This is a genomic window from Amycolatopsis sp. cg9, from assembly GCF_041346945.1.
In the GTDB taxonomy this organism is placed as follows: domain Bacteria; phylum Actinomycetota; class Actinomycetes; order Mycobacteriales; family Pseudonocardiaceae; genus Amycolatopsis.
The window spans coordinates 9,022,032-9,045,865 of sequence record NZ_CP166850.1; the positions used below are offsets into that span (position 1 = coordinate 9,022,032).

Annotated in this window: 24 protein-coding genes and 1 pseudogene; 6 read left to right on the plus strand and 19 right to left on the minus strand. The window is 71.8% G+C overall.

Annotated features, from left to right (window positions below):
- The first annotated feature begins 83 nt into the window (after positions 1-83).
- The 3 genes from AB5J73_RS41335 (at position 84) to AB5J73_RS41345 (ending at position 4,716) form a co-directional block, all read left to right on the plus strand.
- Positions 84-1,772, plus strand: a complete 1,689-nt coding sequence (locus AB5J73_RS41335; RefSeq protein ID WP_370964448.1) for an alpha/beta fold hydrolase — start codon at positions 84-86, stop codon at positions 1,770-1,772.
- A gap of 165 nt (positions 1,773-1,937) precedes the next feature.
- Positions 1,938-4,199, plus strand: coding sequence for a SpoIIE family protein phosphatase (locus AB5J73_RS41340; RefSeq protein WP_370964449.1), 2,262 nt, complete (start codon positions 1,938-1,940; stop codon positions 4,197-4,199).
- A 7-nt stretch (positions 4,200-4,206) separates the two neighbouring features.
- Positions 4,207-4,716 (plus strand): hypothetical protein, encoded by a 510-nt coding sequence (locus AB5J73_RS41345; RefSeq protein ID WP_370964450.1) that lies wholly within the window; start codon positions 4,207-4,209, stop codon positions 4,714-4,716.
- A 16-nt stretch (positions 4,717-4,732) separates the two neighbouring features.
- On the opposite strand, the gene AB5J73_RS41350 is transcribed toward AB5J73_RS41345, so the two are convergent.
- The 12 genes and pseudogenes from AB5J73_RS41350 to AB5J73_RS41405 all read right to left on the minus strand — a co-directional run bounded on the left by AB5J73_RS41350 (position 4,733) and on the right by AB5J73_RS41405 (position 12,818).
- Positions 4,733-5,290 carry an RDD family protein gene (locus AB5J73_RS41350; RefSeq protein ID WP_370973491.1) on the minus strand — a complete coding sequence of 186 codons (558 nt, stop codon included), beginning with the start codon at positions 5,288-5,290 and terminating at the stop codon, positions 4,733-4,735.
- A 5-nt stretch (positions 5,291-5,295) separates the two neighbouring features.
- Positions 5,296-5,946: a response regulator gene (locus tag AB5J73_RS41355; protein ID WP_370964451.1), complete on the minus strand. Its 651-nt coding sequence runs from the start codon at positions 5,944-5,946 to the stop codon at positions 5,296-5,298.
- Entirely contained in the window at positions 5,946-7,133 is a 1,188-nt protein-coding gene (locus tag AB5J73_RS41360) for a sensor histidine kinase (RefSeq protein WP_370964452.1), read from the minus strand. The genes AB5J73_RS41355 and AB5J73_RS41360 overlap by 1 nt, the downstream gene beginning before the upstream one ends.
- Before the next feature lie 25 nt (positions 7,134-7,158).
- The gene (locus tag AB5J73_RS41365; protein ID WP_370964453.1) at positions 7,159-7,605 is read right to left on the minus strand and encodes a hypothetical protein; all 447 of its coding nucleotides are present in this window, start codon (positions 7,603-7,605) and stop codon (positions 7,159-7,161) included.
- Positions 7,606-7,835: 230 nt separating this feature from the next.
- A complete protein-coding gene (locus AB5J73_RS41370) occupies positions 7,836-8,303 on the minus strand; it encodes a DsrE/DsrF/DrsH-like family protein (protein WP_370964454.1) in 468 nt (155 codons plus the stop codon).
- A gap of 14 nt (positions 8,304-8,317) precedes the next feature.
- A complete protein-coding gene (locus tag AB5J73_RS41375) occupies positions 8,318-8,632 on the minus strand; it encodes a TusE/DsrC/DsvC family sulfur relay protein (RefSeq protein WP_370964455.1) in 315 nt (104 codons plus the stop codon).
- A 21-nt stretch (positions 8,633-8,653) separates the two neighbouring features.
- Entirely contained in the window at positions 8,654-9,901 is a 1,248-nt protein-coding gene (locus tag AB5J73_RS41380; protein WP_370964456.1) for an NAD(P)/FAD-dependent oxidoreductase, read from the minus strand.
- A gap of 78 nt (positions 9,902-9,979) precedes the next feature.
- Positions 9,980-10,384, minus strand: coding sequence for a DUF302 domain-containing protein (locus AB5J73_RS41385; protein ID WP_370964457.1), 405 nt, complete (start codon positions 10,382-10,384; stop codon positions 9,980-9,982).
- A gap of 15 nt (positions 10,385-10,399) precedes the next feature.
- A complete protein-coding gene (locus AB5J73_RS41390; RefSeq protein ID WP_370964458.1) occupies positions 10,400-10,594 on the minus strand; it encodes a hypothetical protein in 195 nt (64 codons plus the stop codon).
- Positions 10,595-10,649: 55 nt separating this feature from the next.
- A pseudogene (locus tag AB5J73_RS41395) lies at positions 10,650-11,195 on the minus strand (sulfite exporter TauE/SafE family protein); the annotation flags it as partial.
- A 4-nt stretch (positions 11,196-11,199) separates the two neighbouring features.
- Entirely contained in the window at positions 11,200-12,558 is a 1,359-nt protein-coding gene (locus AB5J73_RS41400; RefSeq protein ID WP_370964459.1) for a rhodanese-like domain-containing protein, read from the minus strand.
- On the minus strand, positions 12,555-12,818 hold the full coding sequence (locus AB5J73_RS41405; RefSeq protein ID WP_370964460.1) for a hypothetical protein: 264 nt from the start codon (positions 12,816-12,818) through the stop codon (positions 12,555-12,557). The genes AB5J73_RS41400 and AB5J73_RS41405 overlap by 4 nt, the downstream gene beginning before the upstream one ends.
- Positions 12,819-13,375: 557 nt before the next feature.
- On the opposite strand from AB5J73_RS41405, the gene AB5J73_RS41410 reads away from it, so the two are divergent.
- Positions 13,376-14,539 (plus strand): GAF domain-containing protein, encoded by a 1,164-nt coding sequence (locus tag AB5J73_RS41410; RefSeq protein WP_370964461.1) that lies wholly within the window; start codon positions 13,376-13,378, stop codon positions 14,537-14,539.
- A 335-nt stretch (positions 14,540-14,874) separates the two neighbouring features.
- On the opposite strand, the gene AB5J73_RS41415 is transcribed toward AB5J73_RS41410, so the two are convergent.
- The 3 genes from AB5J73_RS41415 to AB5J73_RS41425 form a co-directional block, all read right to left on the minus strand.
- A complete protein-coding gene (locus tag AB5J73_RS41415) occupies positions 14,875-15,984 on the minus strand; it encodes a hypothetical protein (RefSeq protein ID WP_370964462.1) in 1,110 nt (369 codons plus the stop codon).
- A gap of 302 nt (positions 15,985-16,286) precedes the next feature.
- A complete protein-coding gene (locus AB5J73_RS41420; RefSeq protein ID WP_370964463.1) occupies positions 16,287-17,339 on the minus strand; it encodes a ferrochelatase in 1,053 nt (350 codons plus the stop codon).
- Between the two features lie 26 nt (positions 17,340-17,365).
- Positions 17,366-18,163, minus strand: coding sequence for a YqjF family protein (locus tag AB5J73_RS41425; protein WP_370964464.1), 798 nt, complete (start codon positions 18,161-18,163; stop codon positions 17,366-17,368).
- 405 nt (positions 18,164-18,568) lie between these two features.
- Here AB5J73_RS41425 and AB5J73_RS41430 point away from each other — a divergent pair, with 405 nt between their 5' ends.
- A complete protein-coding gene (locus AB5J73_RS41430; protein ID WP_370964465.1) occupies positions 18,569-19,105 on the plus strand; it encodes an SRPBCC family protein in 537 nt (178 codons plus the stop codon).
- Positions 19,106-19,129: 24 nt separating this feature from the next.
- Here AB5J73_RS41430 and AB5J73_RS41435 read toward each other — a convergent pair whose 3' ends face one another.
- Entirely contained in the window at positions 19,130-19,768 is a 639-nt protein-coding gene (locus AB5J73_RS41435; RefSeq protein ID WP_370964466.1) for a hypothetical protein, read from the minus strand.
- Between the two features lie 2 nt (positions 19,769-19,770).
- Positions 19,771-20,388: a stage II sporulation protein M gene (locus AB5J73_RS41440; RefSeq protein WP_370964467.1), complete on the minus strand. Its 618-nt coding sequence runs from the start codon at positions 20,386-20,388 to the stop codon at positions 19,771-19,773.
- A 117-nt stretch (positions 20,389-20,505) separates the two neighbouring features.
- Here AB5J73_RS41440 and AB5J73_RS41445 point away from each other — a divergent pair, with 117 nt between their 5' ends.
- Positions 20,506-21,108 carry a TetR/AcrR family transcriptional regulator gene (locus AB5J73_RS41445; RefSeq protein ID WP_370964468.1) on the plus strand — a complete coding sequence of 201 codons (603 nt, stop codon included), beginning with the start codon at positions 20,506-20,508 and terminating at the stop codon, positions 21,106-21,108.
- On the opposite strand, the gene AB5J73_RS41450 is transcribed toward AB5J73_RS41445, so the two are convergent.
- Both AB5J73_RS41450 and AB5J73_RS41455 read right to left on the minus strand, forming a co-directional pair.
- Complete coding sequence (locus AB5J73_RS41450) at positions 21,034-22,251, minus strand: acyl-CoA dehydrogenase family protein (RefSeq protein ID WP_370964469.1); 1,218 nt, start codon at positions 22,249-22,251, stop codon at positions 21,034-21,036. The two genes, AB5J73_RS41445 and AB5J73_RS41450, sit on opposite strands and share 75 nt — an antisense overlap.
- Positions 22,252-22,679: 428 nt before the next feature.
- Positions 22,680-23,834 carry an alpha/beta hydrolase family protein gene (locus AB5J73_RS41455; protein WP_370964470.1) on the minus strand — a complete coding sequence of 385 codons (1,155 nt, stop codon included), beginning with the start codon at positions 23,832-23,834 and terminating at the stop codon, positions 22,680-22,682.

Consider the following 23,834-nt stretch of genomic DNA (forward strand, 5'->3'; position numbering starts at 1 on the left):
CCGGATCGTCCTCCGGGCTGATCACCGGCGGGCGGCGCCGGGCCAGGCTCGGGCGCACCCACCCGCCGACGGAAGGAAACCCGGTGCGCCTCTCCCGGACAGGACTGGTGGCCGCGACGGCCGCCCTCTTCGCGGCGGCGGTACCCGCTGCCGCCGCCGATCCGCTCGCGCCGTACACGGCGCAGCAGCTGAGCTGGGGCGATTGCCCGTTCAAGCCGGGGGCCGGTGAGCCGGCCGCGCAGTGCGCGCGGGTCACGGTCCCGCGGGACTGGGCCGACCCGGCCGCCGGGCCGGAGCTCGAGGTCTCGATCAGCCGGGTCGCGGCCACCGGCGAGCGGCGCGGCGCGATCCTGCTGAACCCCGGCGGCCCGGGCGGCCAGGGGACGCCGCTCGTGGGGTCGCTGGCCGCGCTGGAGCCGTCGGTCGGCGCGGTCTACGACTTCGTCGGCATGGATCCGCGCGGCACCGGGCACGCGGGCACCGACGACCACGGCTTCCAGTGCCGGGTACCGGTGGGGCGGCTGCCGTCGGGGCCGCTCGACGCCCGCGACCGGTCCGCGGCGAGCATCGCGGACCACCAGCGGACGCCGCGCGCCGTCGCCGAGGCCTGCCAGAGCGACGCGCTCGCGCCGTTCGTCACGACCTGGCAGACCGCGCACGACATGGACCTGGTCCGCGCCCTGCTCGGGGACGAGAAGCTCAACTACCTCGGCTACTCCTACGGCACCTGGCTCGGCGCCAAGTACGCCTCGTTGTTCCCCGGGCGCACCGGCAAGGTCGTGCTCGACTCCAGCGTCGACTTCGAAGGCAGGCTGCAGGCCGACTTCGAGGCGTTCCCCGTCATCGACCAGCGGCAGTTCGACGAGGTCTACCTGCCGTGGCTGGCGCGCACCTTCCCCGGGCAGCTGGGCGGGACCGCCGCCGAGGTCGAGGCGAAGTGGGAGCGCGTCCGCGCCTACTACGGCACGCACGGCCTCGCCCCCGACACGTTCGACGGTGTCTTCGTCGGCAACGGCAGCCCGGTCCGGTGGCTCCTCGGTGCCCTGGTCTTCCTCCTGGGCGCGCAGGCGCTCGACGGCGGGACGGTCCCCGACCCGGCGGCCCTCGCGAGCGATCTCGACGCGGTGTCGCGGACGACGTTCGGCGTCCCGCCGGCGGAGCTGACGACCGATCGTGTCGTCGCCGCGGCACCGAAGCTGGCTCCCGACTACACCCAGGCTCCCGGGACCCGCTACGCCGTCGCGTGCGGTGACCAACCCACCCGCTCCGCGGCCTGGTACCGGCGGCTCAGCGACCGGCAAGGCCCGCGCTACCCGCTGTTCGGCTGGGCCTACGGCCTCGGTGAGACATGCGGTCACTGGTTCGACCTCCCGCGGCACGAACTGCCTGAAGTGCCCGCCGAAGTGGCCTCGGACATCCTTGTCGTGCAGGGCGAATTCGACCCGCAGACCGGCTACGAGCAGGCGGTGTCGGGGGCCCGCGCGGCCGGTGTCCCGCTGGTGTCGGTGGACGACTCGCCGTTCCACGGCCAGTACGCGCTGGCGGGCAACCCGTGCGTCGACGGCCTCGTGAACGTGTTCCTGGTCAAGAACTCCCGCCCGCGCGCCACGACCTGCCCGGGCGTCCCGCTGCCCGGCGAGGACCGGGTGTACCCGGTGGCCGGGCCCGTGCGAGGCGGAGCCGCCGGCGTCCAGACGCGACTTCCCGACGGCGCGGCGAAGGTGCGGGCCGAGGTCCAGGCCGAGATCAGCGCCCTGAACCGGCAGCGCTGAGCGCCCGGCGGGTTCTCGTGCGGGTGATGCCGCGGCGGCGTGGCGTGGGTAAGGTACCGGGGCCGGACGGTCGTGGGTGATCGGCCCGGCCGGCACTTGAGCCCCCAGGTGCGCCCGCCCCGGGCGGTGGCACCCGGCCGCCGAGCCTCCGCAGAAAGCAGACCCATGTCCCGACCAGGTGACGGAGCGCTCGGCAGTTCCGAGCCGCCGGTCACGACCGACTCGGATCTGCGGGCGCTGTTCGGCCAGTCGCCGGCGGTCTTCGCGTCCCTGTCCGGTCCGGACCACGTGCTGGAGGCCGCGAACCCCGCGTTCTTCGACGCGGTGGCCCGCTCCGGCGCGTCGTCGCTGGGCGTTCCGCTCCACCGGGTGCTGCCGGAACTCGCCGGCCAGGGCTTCCTCGCGCTGCTGGACGGGGTCTACCGGACGGGAGAGCCAGCCACCGGGCGGGACGCGCGGGTGGTGCTGGGGCTCGGCGCGGACGCACGGGAAGCCTTCTACGACTTCACCTACGAGCCCCGCCGGGACGCGTCCGGCGCCGTGGCGGGCGTGCGCCTCATCGGCGTCGAAACCACGCAGGTCAAACACGCGCAGCGGCTCACCGCCGAGCACCGCGTCCTGCTCGAGCAGATCGCCCGCCAGGCGCCGCTGGAGCAGATCCTCGACGGGATGGCCCGGGCGATCGAAGAGCTCGCGCCGGACGTGCTGGTGTCGGTCCTGCTCGCCGACCCCGACGGCCGGCACCTGCGCCACGGCGCGGCACCCAGCCTGCCGGACTTCTACAACGAGGCCATCGACGGCATCGCCACCGGCGAAGGGGTCGGCTCGTGCGGCACCGCCGCGCACCGGCGCCGGCCGGTCATCGTCACCGACATCGCGAGCGATCCGTTCTGGGACGACTTCCGCGACCTCGCCGGCCGCGCCGGCGTCGCCGCGTGCTGGTCGACGCCGATCCTGGGCCGCGACGGCCGGCTGCTGGGCACGTTCGCGATGTACCACCGCACGCCGCGCTCTCCCCAGGAGACCGATTTGGCGCTGACCCGGCTCTTCGCCGGCACGGCCGCGCTGGCGATCGAACGCCACCACGTCGAGCTGGCCCGGCAGGCCGCCGAAGCCAAGGAACGGGCAGCCCGGCAGGACCTCTCGTTCCTGCTGTCGGCGAGCACCGCGCTCTCGGCCGACCTCGACCACGTGCAGGCCCTGCAGCGGCTGGCGCAGCTGTGCGTACCCGCGCTCGCGCCGCTGTGCGCGGTCGACATCATCGAGGACGGCCGGTTGCGCCGCGTCGGCGGCGCCGGCGCGAACGCCCACGACACCGGCCTCCTGGACGCCCACCGGCCGGCCCTGCGCAGCGACAGCGCACTGGGCCGGGTGCTCGCCTCCGGCCTGACCGAGGTGGCCCGGCAGCCGCCCCTGACCCCCGGTCCGTGGCCCGAGCTGGGCGTCACCGGCTACCTGTGCGTCCCGCTCACCGAACGCGGCCAGACCTTCGGCGTCCTCACGCTGCTCAGCACCGGCGAAGCCGGGTTCGACGGGCACACCGTGTCCCTCGCCGAAGAGGTCGCCCGGCGCGCCGCGTCCGCCGCCCGCAACGCGCGCCAGTACCGCCAGCGCGTCACGCTCGCCCGCGACCTGCAGGCCGGCCTGCTGCTGCCGGACCTGCCCGCGGTCCCCGGGGCCGAGTTCGCGACCTTCTACCACCCCGCGGGCGAGGGCCTGGAGATCGGCGGCGACTTCTACGACGTCTTCCCGCTCGACGACCGGACGTGGGCGTTCATGCTCGGCGACGTCTGCGGCCGGGGCGCCACGGCCGCGACCACCACCGCGCTGGTCCGCCACACCGCCCGCGCGGTCGCGCCGCTGCTGGGCGACCCCGTCGCGATCGTCCGGGCCGTCGACCGCGCCCTGAGCAACCGCCCCGACGCCCACGGCACCGACTTCGTCACCATGGTCTACGGCCACCTGACCCCGCGCGACGACGGCCTCGCCGTCGACCTGCTCCGCGCGGGCCACAACCTGCCGGTGGTGCTCGACGCCGCCCACCGCACGCACGAGCTCGACATCCCCGGGAAGCTCCTCGGCCTGGGCGGCGAGCCGCGTCTCGAGCCGCGGCAACTCCTCCTGCGGCCGGCCGAAAGCCTCGTGCTGCTCACCGACGGGTTCGTCGAAACCCGCAACCCGCGCGGCGAACAGTTCGGCGACGACCGGCTGCTGAGCGCGATCGGGTCCGCGCCTGCCCGGCCGGGCGCCCAGGACGTCCTGGACGCCGTCACCGCGGCGGTTCGCGCTTTCGCGCAGGACGAAAGCGGAACCGACGACCAGGCGGCCCTCGTCATCACGGCCAAGCCGGGCGCCGCCGGTGAGCGCCCGCGATTGGGCCGCCCGGATTCGGGGTACCTGCGCAGTCCGCGCCCACCGACCACCTAGGACGAGCATGCCCGAGCCGACCCCGTCCGAGCCCGTGCCGGCCGAGCTGCGCGCGCTGGCCGCCGACGCCGAAGCGCTCGCGGCCCGGACCGCGGAGGTGGCCGCCCGCCTGAAGACGGCCCCCGACGGCAATCTGCAGCGCCTCGCCCGGCCCATCGCGAAGGCGACCCACGACCTGAGCGACTACACCGACGAGGTCGCCCGGACCGCCGAGAACCTGGCCCGGGTCCGGGTGTCCCGGGACCCCGGCCTGTGCGACGTTCCGTGGGGCGTCTGCCAGGTCCACGGCACCACGGTGCGCGCGAGCGGAGACCGCGCCCGGTGCACCACTCCCGGCTGCGCCCGCGAGTGGGACTACGACCGGCTCCACACGCCGTGCGGCGAGCCGGCGGTCGCGGTCGTCACCGACGAGGACGGCGCGGCAGGCAAGATGTGCGCCGCCCACACACGCGACGCCGCGGACCGGCTCGCCGGCTGCACGGTCTCCTACCTGGAGCACCGGACCTCGAGCGGCTGACGCACGTCCGGTCGTACTACGCGCGGTCGGCCCGGACCACGAGCGTCCGCGCCACCAGGTCGCCGATCCGCTGCCGTCGCTCGGTCGCCACGATGCTGACCACGGCCACGAGTCCCAGCAGCAGCCCGTCGACCGTGAGGAGCACCCACCGGATCAGGTAGGCGCGCGCCTTGGGCTGCCCGCCGCGCAGGGTCTGCACCCGCAGGCCCATCACCAGCATCCCCGGCGTGCTCCCGCCCCGGCGCACCGGAACCCAGATCTGGATGACGATGTCGCAGGCGTAGGTGACCGCGAGGAACGCGATCGCCGGTCCCCACAGGATGAGCGTGGGTGGCACGTAACCCCACCGCACCAACGGAATGGCGACCAGACCCGCGCCGAGCGCGGCGAAAACCCCTACGCCGACGGCAAGAGCCCAGTCCAGTACCGCTTGGACCAGCCGGCGCCCGGCCATCCCCCACCGCTGCGCCGGCTCACCCGGGCGGCCGGCGGCAGGCGGTTCCGGAGCCGATCCCGGTGAAGTGGTCGTCGCGCTGACAGCACACTCGGCGAGTCTCGCACACCGGTCAAGCATCGCCGTCAGCCGAGCAAACCGCGTTGCCACGCCCAAATCGCGATCTCCGTGCGGTTGCGGAGCCCGAGCTTGCGCTGCACGCTCGCCAGGTGCGTCTTGACCGTCGACAGCGAGACGCGCAGGTAGTCGGCGATCTCCGCGTTGGTCCGGCCCCGCGCGACCGCGAGCACGACGTCGGACTCCCGGTCGGTCAGGAGAGCCGGCGTCCCTTCCGCGCGCCGCCGGGCTCTTTCGGTGAACCGGGCCAGCAGGCGCACCGTCACCGACGGCGAGACCATCGCCTCGCCGTTGGCCGCGGCGCGCACCGCGTCGGCCAGCGCCCGCGGCCCGGCGTCCTTGAGCAGGAACCCGCAGGCGCCGCCGAGCAAGGCGGCGTAGACGTTCTCGTCGGCGTCGTAGGTCGTCACCACCACGACCCGCAGCGGGTCGGCGACGCCCGGTCCGGCGAGCAGCTCGGTCGCCCGCAGACCGTCCACTTCGGGCATCCGGATGTCCATCAGCGTCACGTCGGGCCGCAACCGCCGCGCCAGCCGGACCGCGGTCTCGCCGTCGGCGGCCTCGGCGATCACCTCGATGTCCGGCGCGGCGTCGAGCACCAGCCGGAAACCGGTGCGCACCAGCACCTGGTCGTCGGCCACCAGCACCCGGATGGTCATCAGATCCCCCGCGGCAACGTGTCGAAGGGAGCATCTTCCCCGCCGAGCGGCAAGCGGGCCGCGACCCGCCACCGCGAGTCCGCCTCGGGCCCCGCGGTCAGCGTGCCGCCCAGCATGGCCAGCCGCTCGGTCATGCCGATGATCCCGAACCCGCCGGGCGAGGGCAGCGGAGTCGCGGGCACACCGTCGTTCCGGATCTCCAGCGCCAGCTCGTCGGCCTCGACGCGGGCGGAGACGGCCACTTCGGTCACCGCCGGCGCGTGCCGCCGGACGTTGGTCAGCGCCTCGGTCACGACGCGGTGGATCGTCGTGGCCAGCTGGGCCGGCACCGGTAGCTGGTCCAGCTCCTCGGCGACGTCCGCCCGCGCGAAGGAGCCGGCAGCCGCGCGCACCGCGTCACCGAGGACAGCACCGGCGGGCGGCGGCACGCCTTCGGTGTCCCGCAACATGCCCACGAGCCGGCGCGCGGCGGCCAGCGCCGCGCTCCCGGCCTCCTCGATCTCGCGGTAGACCGCGGCGTGGTCGTCCTCATCGGCCTTCGCCTCGGTGATCGCGCGGGCGGCCTGCACGCGGACGACGATGCCGCTGACGTGGTGGGACACCAGGTCGTGCAATTCCCTGGCCAGCTGCAGCCGTTCCTGACCGCGCACCCGCTCCAGCGCGTCCCGCTCCCGGCCGTCCGCCGCCCGCAGGATGAGCCCGACCCCGAGGCAGGCACCCCAGTACGCCGCGGCCGCCACAGCCAGCAACGCCGCCGGCACGTCCGATCCGTAGCGCAGCAACGGCGCCGCGATCATCACGACGCCCAGCGCCGGTGCCAGTACGGCCGCGCGCTTCGGCTCGAGCTTGCGGCCGGCCGAGGCGGCGAGCACCCCGATCGCGACGATTTCGGCGATCGGCGGCTGGCTCCGCGCACCGGTGACGATCGGCACGACGGTGCCGAGCACCGACAGCGCGGCGACGGCGCTCCCCAGGACGCCGATGTGGCGGGGGAAGCGCCGTCGCAGCACGACCAGTACCGGGACAGCCGTGCCCGTCGACACCAGCCCGCTCAGCGGGGCGGCCCAGCCGCCTCCGCCCCCGGGCACGCGCAGGGCCAGCAGCGCGTCGGCGACCATCGCCGCGGCGAGCACCACGATCTCGGTGCCGAGCATGCCGCGCCGGGCCCGGGCCCCCGTTCCGCGCATGACTGTCATGATCCACCGGCCGGGCTCAGCCCGCGCGCCGGGCTCCGGCGATGTAGCGGTTGGCCGGTGGCAGGTAGCTGAGCACGGTCGCGACGACCGCGACCCCGCAGCTGACGTAGCCCGCCCACGACGGTTCCGTGGTCAGCAGTGAGGCGGCCTGGAGCAAGGTGAACACGGTGAGCGTGACGCGGGCCCAGTTCCGTCCCGCCTTCAGCTTGAACGACAGCCACAGGTAGCCGAGCGCGATGACCACGGCGATGGCGACCGGGACGACCTGCGCGACCAGGGTGAGCCGGTCGAGCTGCTCCGGCGTCATCGACGGGTTGCTGCGGCGCAGCGCCGCCGCGATTTCGTCGCGCGCGCTCAGGACGAGCAGCCCGCCGGCGATCGCGGAGACCGTGGACACGAGGAAGCCGAAGAAGGCGGCGATGATCGTGCCGGGCGGGTTCGCCCGGACCGTTTCGGTAGTCATACCGGGAAGTTAGGACCCGCCGCGGCCCGGCACCCGCTGAGTCGCGCCCGTCTCGTACTTTCGGCCGAGGGAGAATCGCGGGGGTGTCGATCCCGGCCGGCCCCGTTCGCCCGTGGCCGGCCGCGCGCTCATCGGCCCGCGGCGTTCCGGCCATCCGTGGCCGGCGCGCACCGCGCACGTCGGTGGGGAACGAGGGCCGCCCGTCGGGGAGTTGCGGCTGCCCGGCGGAATCAGGTGAAGATGATCTGACCACCGGCGGCCTGGTCGTAGAACTCCCCGACGGTGATGATGCCCTGCACCTGATCGATCAGGTCGTCCTTCTCGAGGCCGAACAGGTCGACCGAGGCCTTGCAGGCGTAGAGCCCGGCACCGGTGTCGGAGATCATCTCGATGAACTCCGGGATGGACGGGATGTCCAGCTTCTCCATCTTGTGCGCCATGTACTGGGTCATCACCGACGAGACGCCGGGGAAACCGCCGGCCCAGGTGGCCAGGTGCAGCCCGGGGTTGCCGACGGTGGCCAGCTTGATGTGCTCGTGGCGGGCCTTGTGGATCGCGTCCAGGCCGAAGAACGTGAAGAACAGGTTGGCTTCGATGCCTTCGGCGCGGGCGCCGTTGGCCATGATCAGCCCGGGGTAGATGGCTTCCAGGGAGCCTTTGGAGATGATGAGGGAGATCTTTTCGATCTTGTCGGTCATGGTGTGCCGCCTTGTCAGATGCAGCCGCGGGGCTTGGGGATGCCGGCGATCTTCGCCGCGATCTTGGCCGGGCCCTTCGGGAACAGCTGGTACAGCTGTTTGACGGTGACGCCGGAGGTGCGGCCCAGCGCGCGGACGGTCGGCCCGGTGCCCTTTTCCGCGTACTCGTGGCGCATGTGCTTGATGACCTGCCAGTGCTGGTCGGTGAGCACGATGCCGGCTTCGCGGGCGATCTCGGGAGCCATCTCTTCGGTCCACGTGTCCGGGTCGGTGAAGAAGCCGTCTTCGGTCACCGGCACCGGGGTGCCGGCGTAGGTCGCGGTGGGCATGTCGGTGTCCTCCTCGGGTTCTCAGTGGTCGGCAGGGGCGGGAAAGTGCTTGCCCGCGAGCGGCATCGACGTCGACACGCCGGGGATGTCGCGGCCGGGCAGGAGACTGTGCCAGTACAGCCAGGAGAACATCAGCTTGCCCAGGTGGTTCAGCCGCGACTCCTTCAGCAACGGCAGCCCCACCGCTGCCGGGAAGTGCCCGGTAAGCGGCTCGGTGTCGTAGTTGAAGTCGATGAGCATCGCCTTGTGGAAACCGCTTTCGATGAAGCAGTTCGTGTGCCCGTCGAAGCCCGCGTCCAGCTCCTCCCCGGCGAGGAACCGGGCGACGTTGCGCGCGAGCACCTCGCCCTCGAAGTGGGTGACCGAACCGGCCTTCGACGTCGGGAGCGCCGCGGCGTCGCCGATGACGAAGATGTTCGGGCGGGCCTTCGACTGCAGGGTGTGCGGGTCGGCGGGGACGAACCCGAACTCGTCGCCCAGTCCCGGCGTGTGCTCCACATAGGACGCTCCGCCGTGCAGGGGCACGACGACCGCCAGGTCGAAGGCGACCTCCCGGCCGTCGTAGGAGATCAGGCGCTTTCCGGTGCCGTCGACCTCGCCGGTGTTGAACTCGGTCACCAGCTCGATGTTCTTCTCCGCCAGGAGCCCGGCCAGGGTCCGGGAGGCGACGGGCTTGGTGAACGCGCCGTCCAAGGGGGTGACGTAGGTCAGCTGGACCTGGTCGCGGACACCGCGTTCGGTGAAGTACCAGTCGGCGAGGAAGCAGAACTCGAGCGGGGCCACCGGGCATTTGATCGGCAAATCCACCACGTTCACCACGAGCCGTCCCGCGGTGAACCCGGCCAGCGCGGACTCCAGGGCCACGGCTCCCTCGTAGTCGTAGAAGGAGTGCACCGTGTCGCGCCGGCCGGCACCGGTCAGCCCCTCGGTCTCCTCGGGCATCAAGCGCGCGCCGGTGGCGACCACCAGGACGTCGTAGGGCAGCGCCGTGCCGTCCCGCAGGTGGACCTGGTCGCTCTCGGCGTCCACCCGGTCGACGGCGGCGCGGCGGTAGTGGATGCCGTCGCGCAGCTGCCGGGGACGGGATCGCACGAGGTCTTCCGGAGCGGTGAGGCCGAAGGGCACGAACAGCAGCCCGGGCTGGTAGACGTGGTCGTCGTCGTGGTCGACGACGGTGATGTCCGCGCCGTCGCCCAGGTCGCGGCGCAGCCGGTTGGCCGACAGCGTGCCGCCGGTGCCGCCGCCGAGGATCACGATGCGTTTGGTCACCGCTTCAGTTTTCCGGCGGCGGACCGGCGCCCCGTAGGGTCTTCGGTCACCCGCCCGAGCGACCAAGGGTTGCAGTGGTCAGGCTCCGGGCAAGCTGTCGAGGGCGGCGCGGATGCGCTTGCCGGCTTCTTCGGCGACCGGGCGAAGTTCCTCCCGTTCGGGCACCTCGATCATCACGCGCGGGTCGAGCGCCTGGACCAGGCTGCGTTCGTCGCCGTCGGCGCGGACGACGACGTTGCAGGGCAGCAGCAGCCCGATCATGCTGTCGGCTTCCAGGGCGCGGTGCGCCAGCGGCGGGTTGCACGCGCCGAGGATCACGTACGGTTCCATGTCCGCGTCGAGCTTCTCGCGCATCGTCGCCCGGACGTCGATCTCGGTCAGCACCCCGAACCCCTGCTCCTTCAACGCGGCACGCACTTCGGCCACGGCCTTCTCGTAGGGCAGGTCCAAGGTGACGCTCAGGTCGTACTTCACAGCGATCATTCCTTTCGTGACGGCTCAACCACCGTGCAAGGCGGCTGGCGCGAACCTGGCCGCGGCCGCGACCGCGGCGGCGACCACGAGGATCAAGGAGGCGAACGTCCGCCGGACGGTCCGCGCGGGGAGCCGGTTGCCGGCCTTCCCGGCCAGCAGCGACGCCGGCAGCGCCACCCCGGCGAACACCGCGGCGATGCCGTAGGGCAGGTCGGGCACCGTGGGTGGCGTGCGCGGCCAGCCCGCCCACCGAGGTGAGCACGATGACCACCAGCGAGGTCGCGACGGCTTCCGGTGCGGTGAGGCCCAGCAGCATGGTCAGGGCCGGGACGATGACGAACCCGCCGCCGACCCCGAACAGGCCGGTCAGCACTCCGACGACCGCGCCGGCGGCCAGGGCCTTGGGCACGCAGCTGCGCCAGTTCACCCCGCCCGCGCCGGTCCGGCAGGCGCCGTCCCGCGCCGGCGCGGCGGTGAGCATCCGTACCGCGACCACGGCCATCAGGACGGCGAACGCGACCAGCAGCCACCGGTCGGGCAGCAGCTTGCCGAGCGCGGTGCCGCCGAACGCGGCCGGGACGCTCGCCGCGGCGAAGACGAGCGCGACCGGCCAGCGGATCACCTTCGAGCGCCGGCGGGCCACCAGGCCACCGGCCGCGGACACCGCCACGACCAGCAGCGACGTCGGGATGGCCGCGCCGAGCGGCAGCCCGACCCCGTAGACCAGCGCGGGGATGGCGAGGATGGAGCCGCCCGCGCCGAGCAGGCCCAGGGCCGCGCCGATGACCAGGCCGAACGCCGCCGCCGGCAGGAGCGTCATGAGCTCAGCCCACCGCCAGGGGCAGCCCCGCCCGCGCGGCCCGGTCGAACTCGTCGTCCACCGCGACGACCCGGCGTCCGGCCGCGGCGAGGACCGAGGCCGCGATCGAGGCGCGGTAGCCGGCCTGGCAGTGCACCCACACCTCCCCGGCCGGGACTTCGCCGAGGCGGCCGAGCAGAGCGTGCAGCGGGATGTGCACGGCGTCGTCGAGGTGGCTGTGCGCCCACTCCAGGTCGCGCCGGACGTCGAGGACCGTCACCGGCCGGTGATGCCGGACCACGGCCAGTTCCCCGAAGTCCGCACGCGGGAACGACCCGAGCGGGACCTCGCCCGACCACGCTGCGGGCGTGCCGGTGGCGGCGGCTTCGACGTGGTCGACACCGATCCGGACCAGCTCGCGCTGTGCGTCGGCGACCTGCTCGGCGGTGTCGCCGAGCAGCGACAAGGGAGTCCCCCACGGGATGAGCCAGCCCAGGTAGGTCGCGAAACTGCCGTCGGCACCGAAGTCGAGCGTGCCCGCCACGTGGCCGGCGGCGAATGCCGTGCGCGACCGCAGGTCCACCACCCACTCCCCCGCCTCGATGCGCGAGCGCAGCTCGGCCGGGTCGGCCGTCCCGGGTGTGGCCAGGTCGGGGGCGCCGGGGCCGGCCGAGTTCGCCGGGCCCATGTGGGCGTAGTAGGCCGGGTAGGCGTCGAGACCGGCGAGCAGTCCGTCGACGTAGTCGCGCTCCTGCTGGGTGAGCACCGGGTTGACCTGCTTCTCCCGGCCGATCGTCGACCGGTCGGCCGCGGACTGGGTGGCCGAGCAGAAGCTGCCGAAGCCGTGCGTGGGGTGGATTTCGGCGTCGTCCGGGAGGATCTCGGCCAGCCGGTGCGCCGAGGCGTACTGGCGCTTGACCAGCTCGCCGGTATGGGCGGGGCCGAGCAGGTCGGGCCGGCCGGTGGAGCCGTACAGCAGCGAACCGCCGGTGAACACCGCGGGAGCTCGCCCCGGCACCTCCAGCACGTAGGACAGGTGCGTGAACGTGTGCCCCGGGGTCGCCGGGGCGCGCACGCGCATGTGCGGCCCGATCTCGACCACGTCGCCGTCGTCGATCGGCGTGCGCTCGAAGGACACCGGATCCGCGGCGTTGACGTGGTAGGCGGCACCGGTCACGCGGGCCAGCGCGAGACCCCCGGTCACGTAGTCGTTGTGGATGTGGGTCTCGAACACGTCGGTGATCCGCAACCCGCGCACCTGGGCCAGATCCAGCACCCGGTCGATGTCGCGCTGCGGGTCGACCACGAACGCGGTCTCGCCGTCCTCGACGAGGTAGCTGCGGTCGCCGAGGCTCGGGGTGTCGATGGCGATGATCTCGATCATGAGTCCTCACCCCGCACCGGGCCCAAAGCGGCGACGAGTTCGTCGGCCATGCCGACCGGGAGGAACTGAGCCAGCCGCCGCCCGTCTCCCACGATCCCGAGCGCGCCGTACCCGGCGCCCGTCAGCGCGGCCGCGGCCACCACGACCTCTCGCAGCACCTGCGACAGCTCCGGCCCGCGCCCCACCCGCATCACGGCGTCGAGCAGGCCCGGTACGCGGTCCGACACGTCCGGTGGTCGCCGGTACTCTTCAGTGCCCATGGGACTCCCGGCCCGTCCTGGCCCTCGCGGCCCGGGCGACGAGGCGGTCTTGCGCGGTACGGCGGTGCATCGAGCTCCCTTCGCGGACAGCATCGTGCCGGCCGGTCGGGTGGGCTAGGGACTCCCGGCCGGGTACTGGAGGACGGAGCCCCTTCCGGAGACGACTTCGTCCGCTGCCCGGGCCCGGGGCCGCACCTGCGGTTTCCTCGCCGCGAGAGCCGCTCTCACTGAAAGTCATTTCACCCTGCACGCTCCGCTCCGGCGGATTTTCACCACAATGTGCCGAGAGGTGCGCGCGCTCGAAGAATTCCGGCGATTTCAGGAGAAAGCGGCCGAGTCGGAAAATGACGATCGACGATCATCGTGACCTCGTCGAAAAAGACTCCGATGCTCCGATCGAGTGGTCCTGGCCCGACTCGCGCACGGACAGTTCCGCCGAACCGGTCTCGTATTAGAGTTGAAAAATCAAGGACCCGCCGTCGCGCTGCGGAAGTGCACGTACACCCGCGTCGGAGAATGCGCGGGTTGCGAAAACCGGGAAAGCTGAGTGGTACGCGATGACGAAAACGATCACGGCGGTGGAACTGCCGGCGAACTGGCAACGAGCCGTCAACCAGGTACTGAGCGAGCTCGCCGGAGCCGTGCTCGATGCGGCCGGTCTGAACAGCGCCGGCCTGACCCCGGTTTTCGACCGGCTGGTCGCGGGGGCGCGGAGCTGCGCCGGCTCGGGCTCGGCCGCGCTGACGTTGTGCGTTCCCCAGCCGGGCTGGCTGCGGATCGCCGCCGCGTCCGGGGACGGCGCCGAATGGGCCGGGCGGCTCATCCCGCTCGAGGGTTCGGTCTCGGCCCTGTCCCGGGCCCAACGCGAGGCCATCCGGGTCGCCGACACGGCGACGGACGCGAGGACCGTCCAATCGGCCCGCAAGGCAAGCATCGGACCCAGCATGGTCGTGCCCCTCTACACCGAAACCGGCGAGTGGGACGGCACCCTGCTGGCCGGCCGGCCGCTGGGGGCGGACCAGTTCACCGATGACGATCTCCGGTTCTTCGCCGAGTACGCCGGACAGACGTGGCGGGCCATCACGGCCGCGGCGGCGAACGCCGCCCGGATCGCCGACCGCTACACCGCCGCCCACGACCGGCTCACCACCGTCCTCCAGGAGGTCACCACGCACGACCTGGCGGCGCTGCAGGCGGCGACCGAGCAACTGCACGCACAGCTTCCGCCCGAGCACTGGCCGCGGCTGGCGCTGCTCAGCACGGCGATCACCACCGCCCGCGACCACCTCGCCGGCGCCATCGAAGCCGACGACACCGACCGCAGGGACGAAACCGGCCCGCTGCTCGCCCACCTGCTCCGCACCTGCACCACCGTGGCCGGGCCGCTCGAACTCGCCCAGCAGTTCACCGTCCACGATCCGCTGCCGGGCGAGCTCCCGGCCAAGACGATCGACCTGATCGGCCGCTGGCTCGCCATCGCCCTGCTGCTCGCCGACCACCTCGGACTCACCCGCGCGGTCGACATCGCCACCCGCACCACGTCCGAACGGCAGCTCGCACTGACCGTCAGCTACCAGGGCCGTCCCCCGAGCGCCGACCACGAAGCGGCCACCCTCGCCGCGCTCCAGACCGTCACCGACGAACTCGGCGGTCTCCACCGCATCGACACCCCCGCCACCCGGACCGTCCGGCTGACATGGATCTCCGACCCCCTCAGCTGACCCGTCCCACTCCCGGCAGGAACCACGGGTGGCGCTGCCGCATCGTCGGACCGGCCGTTCCGCGCGACCTGGGACGGAGTCCGCCTCAGCACGCGAGAGTTCACCCGCCGAGCCGCCGGCGCTTGGATCCGCGCCGCGGACGCCGGGGTCATCGACGCGGCCGAACTCGTCCGGCTGCTGAGCCACCTGCCCGGGGACCCGCCACGGCCAGGCACCCGGCCCGGTTCCCGAGCGCGGCGGTGACGTCAGCGTGGCGTGGCGTGGCGCAGCAGACCGGCCGGCGCCGAACTCCCCGGCGGCCTGCGGTGCGCCGTCGACGAGGATCAGAAAGCTGTTCACGGCTTGCGGAGCGGCCAAAGCACGGCGTGGTAGACACTCCCATTTTCGGTTGTTCTACTGGAAAGCCCTACGACTGCGTCGTCGTTCATGCCGTTCGCGTCGGCGAATTCACCGTCGGCCAAGGGTGCGAGCCGGGTGATCCGACCACCGGGGCTCCACAGAGCGGTGCGACCGAGGACGTCACCGCGGTCATTGATCGCCTGGGGATAATCGATCTCGGGCAGGCCGGTGATGCGGCCACTGCTGTCCCAGCGGACCGTGACGGTGGTGCCGTCCGAGGTCGACGAGGTGCCCAGCACCTCACCTTTCGCGTTGATCGCCACGGCCTGGCTGTGAGCGCCTCCGAGCGTGCCGAGGTCGGTGACATGTCCCTGACGGTCCCACTTCAGCGCCCGGCTGCGGCCCGCTGAGTCCTGTCCGTAGCCGACTGCGATGCCCGAATCGTTGATCGCCTGAGGAGAGCTCCAGCCACCGCCGAGGGTGTCGAGCTGCATAACGTGGCCGTCGCGATCCCAGCGCAGGGGAACGTTGCCGACATCTCCCACGATTTCGCCTGCGTTGTTGATTGCCCGGGCTTGGCTGCCGAAATACACACCCGGCGGCAGCGGAAGAAGGGTTGCGGTTCCGTCGCGATTCCAGCGGACCGCGCGGTAGTCGGCCGAGAAGTCGTAGGCCTCGCCGATCACGGTATCGCCGTCGTTGACGGCGACCGATCTGCTGTAGTCGAATCCCGTCACGGCAGCCAGCTTTGCGATCCGGCCGCGGCTGTCCCACTTCACGGCTTGCCGGAAGTAACCCGGGTCGGGAAACGCGTCGCCCACGACAGTGCCTCGGTCGTTGATCCCTTTCGGGTCACTCCGGTCCATTCCGGGCAACGTACCCAAGCCGGTGATCCGGTGTTTCCTGTCCCAGCTCGCGGCCTGTTCGGCGCCGTCCGCCGGGATCGCCACACCCATCACGACCCCGCGGTCGTTGATCGTGTAAGCATCGCTGAACGTTCCGCCCGGCAGAACGCCGAGGTCGATCGGGGCGCGCGAGGTTTCCGCGGCGTGCGCGGGCGAAACGCCGATGAGGGCTTGAGTACCCAACGCGGCGGCGACCGACATGAGCGCGACTCGTCCTGGTCGATGGCTCGGGCTGACGGACATCGGGCCCCCTCGTGCTGATCGGTTTGCGACCCGACGATTCCCGCGGAGCCCAGCGGCGGGAAGGGGCAATCCGCCTCAGCCTCGTCGACCTTAGGACCTAGCGTGCGGTCTCCGCGCGTGAGACGGCGTGGAGCAGCGGATCGACGCGGCCACAGCTTGCTTGCCACCTGCGCCGAGCGGTGCCGGCGTGGTGGCCGGCCGCAGGTCGCGGCGGAACCACCGGACGACGGGTGCTTCCGCGGTCATCAGCGGTCACCGCCTCAGCGAGCCGGGCGCTTCGCCGGTTCGCAACAACCGATCGCGCACGGCGCCCCGTTGACCGTGCACCCCGCCGACGGAAACGACGACAACTTGCGCGGCTCCGCCCCGTGCGTGTGCTCACGGACCAGCTCCACCACCAGCTCCGCGAACCGCGGGTCGCTGCCCGCCGTCGCCGCCCGAGCGAACGCCATACCGTGCTCCGCCGCACGCTCCGCCGCTTCGTTGTCCAGGTCCCAGATCACCTCGAGGTGATCCGAGACAAACCCGATCGGCGAAACCACCACCCCGCTCACCCCCCGGGCGTGCAACGCGTCGATGTGATCGACGATGTCCGGCTCCAGCCACGGCACCTGCGGCGGCCCCGACCGCGACTGCCACACCACGTCGTACTCGACGACCCCCGCCTCCGCCGCCACCAACCGCGCCGCCTCCGCGACCTGACGGGAGTACCGGTGACCACCTTCCCCAGGCGGCCCGGACGCCTTGTCCGCACTGTCAGGCACCGAGTGCGCGGTGAACACCGTGCGGACACCCCGAACGTCACCCAGTGACGCGTGCGCCGCGCGCACCCCGTCCGCGACCGCCGACACGAACAGCGGATGATCGAAGAACTGCCGCAGCTTCACCAGCTCAGGCGCCCCCGCACCGACCGCCGCACGGGCACGCTCGATGTCCTCGTCGTACTGCCGGCACGCCGAATACCCGCCGTACGCGCTCGTCGGGAACACCAGGACCCGCTTCGCACCCGCCGCCGTCAGCTCGGCGAGGGTGTCCTCGACCATCGGGTGCCAATTGCGGTTGCCGAAGTGCACCGGAAGGTCGATTCCCTCAGCCGACAGCCGCTTTTCGACCGCGGCCATCGCATCGCGGTTCAGCTCGTTGATCGGCGAGACACCACCGAAGTGCTGGTAGTGCTCGGCCACCTCGAGCAGCCGCTCCCGCGGCACACCCCGGCCCCTGGTCACGTTCTCGAGGAACGGCATGACCTCCTCGGGCCCCTCCGGACCACCGAACGAAAGCCACAGCAACGCGTCGAACCGCGGCTCGGTCACTGGTGCACCACCTTCTCCACGATGCTTCACGCTCCCACCGGCTCGGGTACTCCGAAGTGGACCGGAACACCGGCCGAATAGAGCGCGCTGACCGGCGCGACTTCGGGGACGGGCAACCCGGCCGAGGCGATCAGATCCTCGTGCATCGAGATCACCTCCACACTCCGGAACGTCCATCGGGGGTGGACGTTGGGGATGCGCCAGGTCCGGCCCGCGAACCGGGTGTGCAAGGCCCAGCGATCGGTCAGGAAGCGGTCGAGTCCGTTCTGCCGCACCGGCTCGCCGACGCGCACCACCACCTCGGCGGCCGCGGCCGACCGCCGGTGCCGGCTGCGGTACCCGATCACGTCGCCGTCACGCTCGAGCAGCATCCGCGACCACCGGTACGGGACACCGAGCCCGAACCGGGCCGCCAGCACGGGAATCAGGCGGGCCGTGTCGAGGGACCGGAAAACGACTCCGCGATGCCCATCGCGGTCGACGGAGTACAGCCGGACGTTCGTTTCGAGGAAATCACCGAAGTACGGGACCGGCGGCGAGCCGAGCACTCCGACCCTCGTCATGCGGAACGGCACGAGACCGACGTAGGTGCGTCCCGCCCGGCAGTCGGGGCGGGTGCCCGGGGGCAGCAGCGGTGCGACCACCGCGGGCTCCACCGGCCAGTGCAAAAAGGTCAGATCGCGCCACACCTGGCTGAACAAGACCGCGCGCAGGCGGTGCGGGCTGACCGGCGTCACCGGCTCCGGCAGTCCGCTCACGCTGCGGTGGCCTTCGTCGTACGGCCCGCGCATCACCAGGCTTCCGCCGGCTTCCTCGGAAGCCACGGATCGACGTGGCGCACCGGCACCGGTCATCGTCAGCACCTCCGATGGCGAGCCTGCGATTCACTAGCGATTCAACATCACTATAGGCGACCGGGTGCCGCCCCGGCCCAACGGTCCTCCTCGCGACCCAGCCACTCGGAAATCAAGTAGCAGCCGCGAGACTCTGAGACCCTGTCCAAACTCGAATGAAACCGCTTCCGCTACGACCAACAGTTATGCATCGGATTTGCATCGCATCTGCCTACCGTCACGGAGGTGCCGCCAACCGGGCGATTTCACCTGGAAAACGCCCATCCGCGACCACGGCGCCGCCCGATCGGCGCTCGCAGCGAACCGGCGCGCCCGGCCGGGCGCGGTTACGTTCGACCACGTTGACACCGAGACCGCCGAACTCGAGGAGGCACCATGACGGACACCCTGGAGGTCGGGACCGCGGTGGCGGTCCCGGCTGACACCACCTTCAAGTGGTTCACCGACTTCAGCCACTACCCGAGGTTCATGCGCTCGGTCGAGCAGGTGTTCCCCGTCGAGGGCCACCCCGGCCGCTTCCGGTTCGTGTACACGCTGGCCGGGATCCCGCGCCGGTACAGCATCGACGTCACCGCCGACCCGGAGAGCCGGACCTTGGACTGGGTGAGCGTGACCGGCCCTCGGCACCGGGGACACGCGGTCGTGACCCCGGATGGTCCCGACGCCGCCACCGTCACGCTGGAACTCGACCTCGAGCTCGATTCGCTCACCGACCGCATCGCCCAGGCCCTCGGCCTCATCGCCACCCGCGCCAAAGCGGACCTCCGGCGCTTCGCGCACTTCACCGAGAGCGTCCACAACGCGGCCGATCCCGCGGAGGCCGAAGAGATCGCCGACGGCGGCGCCTCCCACCGGACACCCCTGCAATGGCTTTTCGATGCGGTCTTCCCCACCGACGAGAGGTCGAGCTGACCGAGCACCGGCGGGCAAGCGCAGTCATCCCACCCGATCGAGGAACCAGCTGTGCCGCAGCCGGAGTGCGCGCTCCGTGCTGGCCAGCACTGCGCCGACGCTGAGCAACGTGTTGAGCCACGCCGGAAGCGCCACGGGTGAGACGAAGGTCCCGAAGCGCTGCGCGACCGGCGGGATCTTGAAAGCGACCTCGACGAGCTGAGGGATGAGCAGCAGCACCGAGGTCACCAGCAGCGCGGCCGACGTCACACCGATGACTCGGCTCGCCACGGGATGACTGCGGGCGAAGTGCTCCCGCCGCCCTTCGGCCGAGGCGCGATCAGGGACCAGCCGGCGTTCTTCCCCCACGTCGGTGACGTAGTGGCAGCGCTTCAGCCCGAACGGCGAATCGGCGACTTCGATCGTGCCGCCCGGAACGGGAAAGGCCGCGGGAAGCTTGGATTCGGCGTGCTGCCGTCGGTCGAGGTAGAGGTCGGCCGTGCCTTTGCCGTTTTCGGAGAAGAAGCGGCGGTGATGGCGGACGTCGACGGTGTATACCTGCCGGCCGAGGTCGATCGAGTACAGCGAGCGCGCGAAGGGCTGCCACCAGCGGAACGGCCGCAGTTCCCGTCCGGTGCCGGGCTTGATCCGCTTGGCCGCGCGACGTCGGAGCCACTCACCCATGGTCAGATCCCCAGCACACGGGGGACGAGGAAGTAGATCTCGAAGGCCTCGTACGCCGCGCCGATGACGAACAGCGCGAGTGCCGGCAGCCAGAGCGGAGCGAGCAGGTGCAAGCCTCGCCGGTATCCCTGCCGATGGGTGTCGGCCTCGACAGTGGCCGGCCGGAGCCAGGACCGGCCGAGGAGGTACGCGCCGAACATCACGAGCACGTAAGCCTGGAACTCGATGAGCAGCGTGAGCGAATGCGGGATCAGGGTCAGCCCGGTCGTCCGGTCGACCGGAGCGAGCGTGATGCCCAAGTCGATCGTCTTGACCGCGAAGACCGCGAGCCCCGCGAAGGGGACGACCAGCGACGGCAAGGTGATCAACAGCAACGCGGTCGGGAACACGTTGACCAGGAAGATGACGACGGCGAACAGCCAGCCGTTGCCGACGACCGCGCCGACGAGCGCGCCCTGCGCCCCGTCGGCGAACGACGCGGTTCGCGCGGCGTGCAGGTCCGGGAAGAGCATGCCCAGCGCCATGCCGAGCAGGAGCACTCCGTAGACCAGGAGGTTGACGAGAAGGTACGCGCGGCGGTCGGCGCGGATGATCCGGAACGGCCTTCGGAGGCGGTCCATGGGATGTCACGTCCACTTCGTTTGTCGAGCCAGAAGCCACTAACACACTGTGTTAGTGATGGTCGGCCGCGACTGTAACACAGCGTGCTAGTACAGTGTGTTGGAGGAGGTGGCGCCGTGGCGCAGGAGACCGGCAGCCGGGACAGGATCATCCAGGCGGCACTGGCGATGTTCGCGGAGGATCCCGGGGCGAAACTCAGCGTCCGGGCGGTGGCGGCGTGGGCCGGGGTGAGCACCGGCTCACTCAGGTACCACTTCCCGACGCAGCGGGTCCTGCAGGACACCGTCCTCGCCGTCATCTACGACGCGATCCTCCCCGGAGACCTGATCCACGACCGGTCCGCACCGGCCGCGGAACGACTGCTCGGCTGCCTCCGCCAAGTGCTCGCCGCCGCCGGCGTGGGTGAACAAGCGCGAGCGGGCTGGAGCGAGATCTTCAAGACCTACATCGAGCCCGAACCGACCGAGGAAAACCGCGCCGCCTACTTCGCCATCGACCAGGAAGCGCATCGCCGTGTCGAGTACTGGCTGACCGTGCTCAGCGACGAAGGCGCCCTCGCCGCGGGCGACAACGCCCGGCGGGCTCGATACCTCGTCACCGTCCTCAACGGACTCTCGATCGCACGAGCCCTTCCGTCGGGCGAATCAATCCTGACCACCGAGACGGAGATCCTGCAGGAGGCGGTCGACCACGTCCTCGGCCAGCGCCCCACCGGGTGATGCACCGGCACCCACTGCCACGCCGCGCCCATCCGGGTGCCGGCGCATCGCCCGACCGACCCGGCTCGCCCGCTGGGCCGAAGGCTTGCCGCTCAAACCTTCCAGCTCCGTCGGCCGACATCCGACGACTGGCGCTGGAGTCATCGATGCACCACGAGGAGCAGAACGTCCGCGAGGCAGCCGGCATCGCGCTTCAGGGGACCTACCCAGACCACGACCCAGCGTTCGTCGCCTTGGCGGACAGCGCACGAGATCCGCCGCCGGAGCGCCGTGCGTGTAGCCCTGCTTGCGCGACAAGGGACCGCCGGCCTGGATCCGGTCGGCGGCGTAGGCGATCGCCCGGTCGAGCGCCGCCCAGCCCGCGCCGAGCCCGAACGCGGCGACCATCAGCCGGGTGTGCCCGAACACCAGCTGGGCCTGCAGCAGCCCTCGGCCTTCGGTCCCGCCGACGAGCGCGTCCGGGGTGACCGCGACGTCGTCGAGGAACAGCGCGGCGGTGTTGCTCAGCCGGATGCCGTGCTTGTCCTCCGGTTTGGCCCGCGTGAACCCGGGCGCGTCGCGCTCGACGACGAACCAGCTCGGTCCGCCCGGCGCGTTCGCCAGCACGCTGTAGGCGTCGGCGATGCCGCCGTTGCTGATCCACTGCTTGCGGCCGGTGATCCGGTACCCGGTGGTGCGGCCGTCCTCGACGACCGGGACGGCGACGGTCTTGAGGGCCCCGAGGTCACTGCCGGCCTCGGGTTCCGTTGCCCCGTAGGCGAACAGCAGCCCCTCGGCGGCCATGCGGCCCAGCCACGTCTTCTTCTGGTCCGGGGTCGCGCCGACGGCGATCGGGTCACTGCCCAGCGCGGTGGCGAGCACGCTGGTCGCGACGCCGAGGTCGATCCCGGCCATGCGCTCGCAGACGCGGCACACGTCGAGGCTGCCCGCCCCCATCCCGCCGTGGTCGTCCGGGACGAACAGCAGGTGGATCCCGAGATCGTCGCCGCACATGCGGCGGACCACCGCCTCCGGGCATTCGTCGTCGCGGTCGAGCCGCAACAGCAGCTCGGTGGTCAGGTTCCGGTCGGCGAACTCCCCGATCGCCGAAAGGATCATCGACAGCGTTTCGGCGTCCAGACCGCTCAACTCGGCATCAGTCATGGCTCGGCCCGCGATCTCGCGCGCTGGGCAGGCGTTCCGGCATCGCGGGTCCTCCTCTCCATCGAGACGGACGTGCGCGAACCTTCAGCCTCGGACCGACCCGCCGGTAGGACAGGGGCCGAACGTCACCACCCGGAGCGCCTATTGGCACCCCGGGTTGGCCTGGATCACCGCGGTGTCCAGGAATCCGCGTCCGAGTGCGGGAACACGTTCGCCCCGACGGCCCAACGGTCCGCTCGCGGGAGGCCTGCTCCCGGTAGCGCGCGGAGGGAGGCCGACCGGACGGAAACCGGATCACCTGCGAACACGCTTCCGCCACCGAAGCCGGCCGGCGCCCTCGGCGTCGCCGCGATCATCCGGTTCCACCGCGGCGAAGCGGCCGAGGCGCACCGGCCGGTCGACGGGGGCGCTCTTCGCACAACGCCACTTCATCCGCGGGTCGTGGCGAAGGTGCCGGCCACCCAGTCGGCGATGTAGGTGCTCACGTGCGGGAGGTGGTCGAGCCCGATGTGCTCGGTCGCGCCCTCGTCCGGGGTGAACACGCGCAGTTCGCGCCGGGGCGAGTTGACCGCCTGCGCGTAGGAGCGGTGCGCGTACTCGAGCGGGATCTGGCGGTCCTGCTCGCCGTGGGCGATGAGGAACGGCACCGTGATCTTCTCGACGACGCCGTCGAGGTGGACGTCGTCGGCGAAGGTGATGAACGTGTCGAGGTCGTCGTGGCCCCACACCCACAGGACGTGCTCCCAGTAGTGCGGCACCGGGCGTTCGCCCTCGCGTTCGAGGCGGCGGCGTTGCACCGCGCCCCAGTCGTGGTTGGCGCCCCAGGCGACGCACAACGCGAACCGCTTCTCGAAGGCCGCGGCCCGCGGGGCGTAGTAGCCGCCGAGGGACCAGCCTACGATCCCGATCCGCGCCGGGTCGACGTCGTCGCGCTGTTCGAGCCAGTCCACCGCGGCGCCGGCCCACACCTCGCTGTCGATCCGGGCAGTGATCCCCTGGAGCCGCAACGCTTCGCCGGTGCCTGGCTGGTCGAGCATGAGGCACGAGATGCCGCGGGCGGCCAGCTCCGCCCAGTGCGCCGATCCGTACATGTGCTCCTTGGTCGAGTCCAGGCCGTTGACCAGCACCACGACCGGCGCCGGACCGGCGCTCGTGGCCGCGCTGAAGTACGCGGGCAAAGTCGTTCCCTCGTAGGGGATCTCCACCCGGGAGACGCGCGGGTCGCGCAGGTCGAAGGCCTTCTGCGCCAGGGCCAGGACGCGGCGGTAGGTGGGCAGCCGGTCGGGGTTCGAGTGGGCGAGCATGCGCTCGGCCTGGCAGAGGTAGTTGGCGGCGCGGAAGTACAGCTGCCCGGCGGTGCGCTCGTGCCCGGCTTTCTCCGCGGCTTCGGCCTGGGTGACGAGCTGGTCGGTCAAGGCCGTCCAAGCACGCAGGAAGTCCGGGGTCCCGGCGTCGGAGCCCCGCGCGGCGGCTTCGCGGATCGGGCGGCAGGCGCGGTCGATCTCGTCGATCAGGCCACCGGAGTTCAGCGCGGCGACCACGCCGAGGTTCCAGACGTAGTTACCGGGGAAGTACTCGAACAC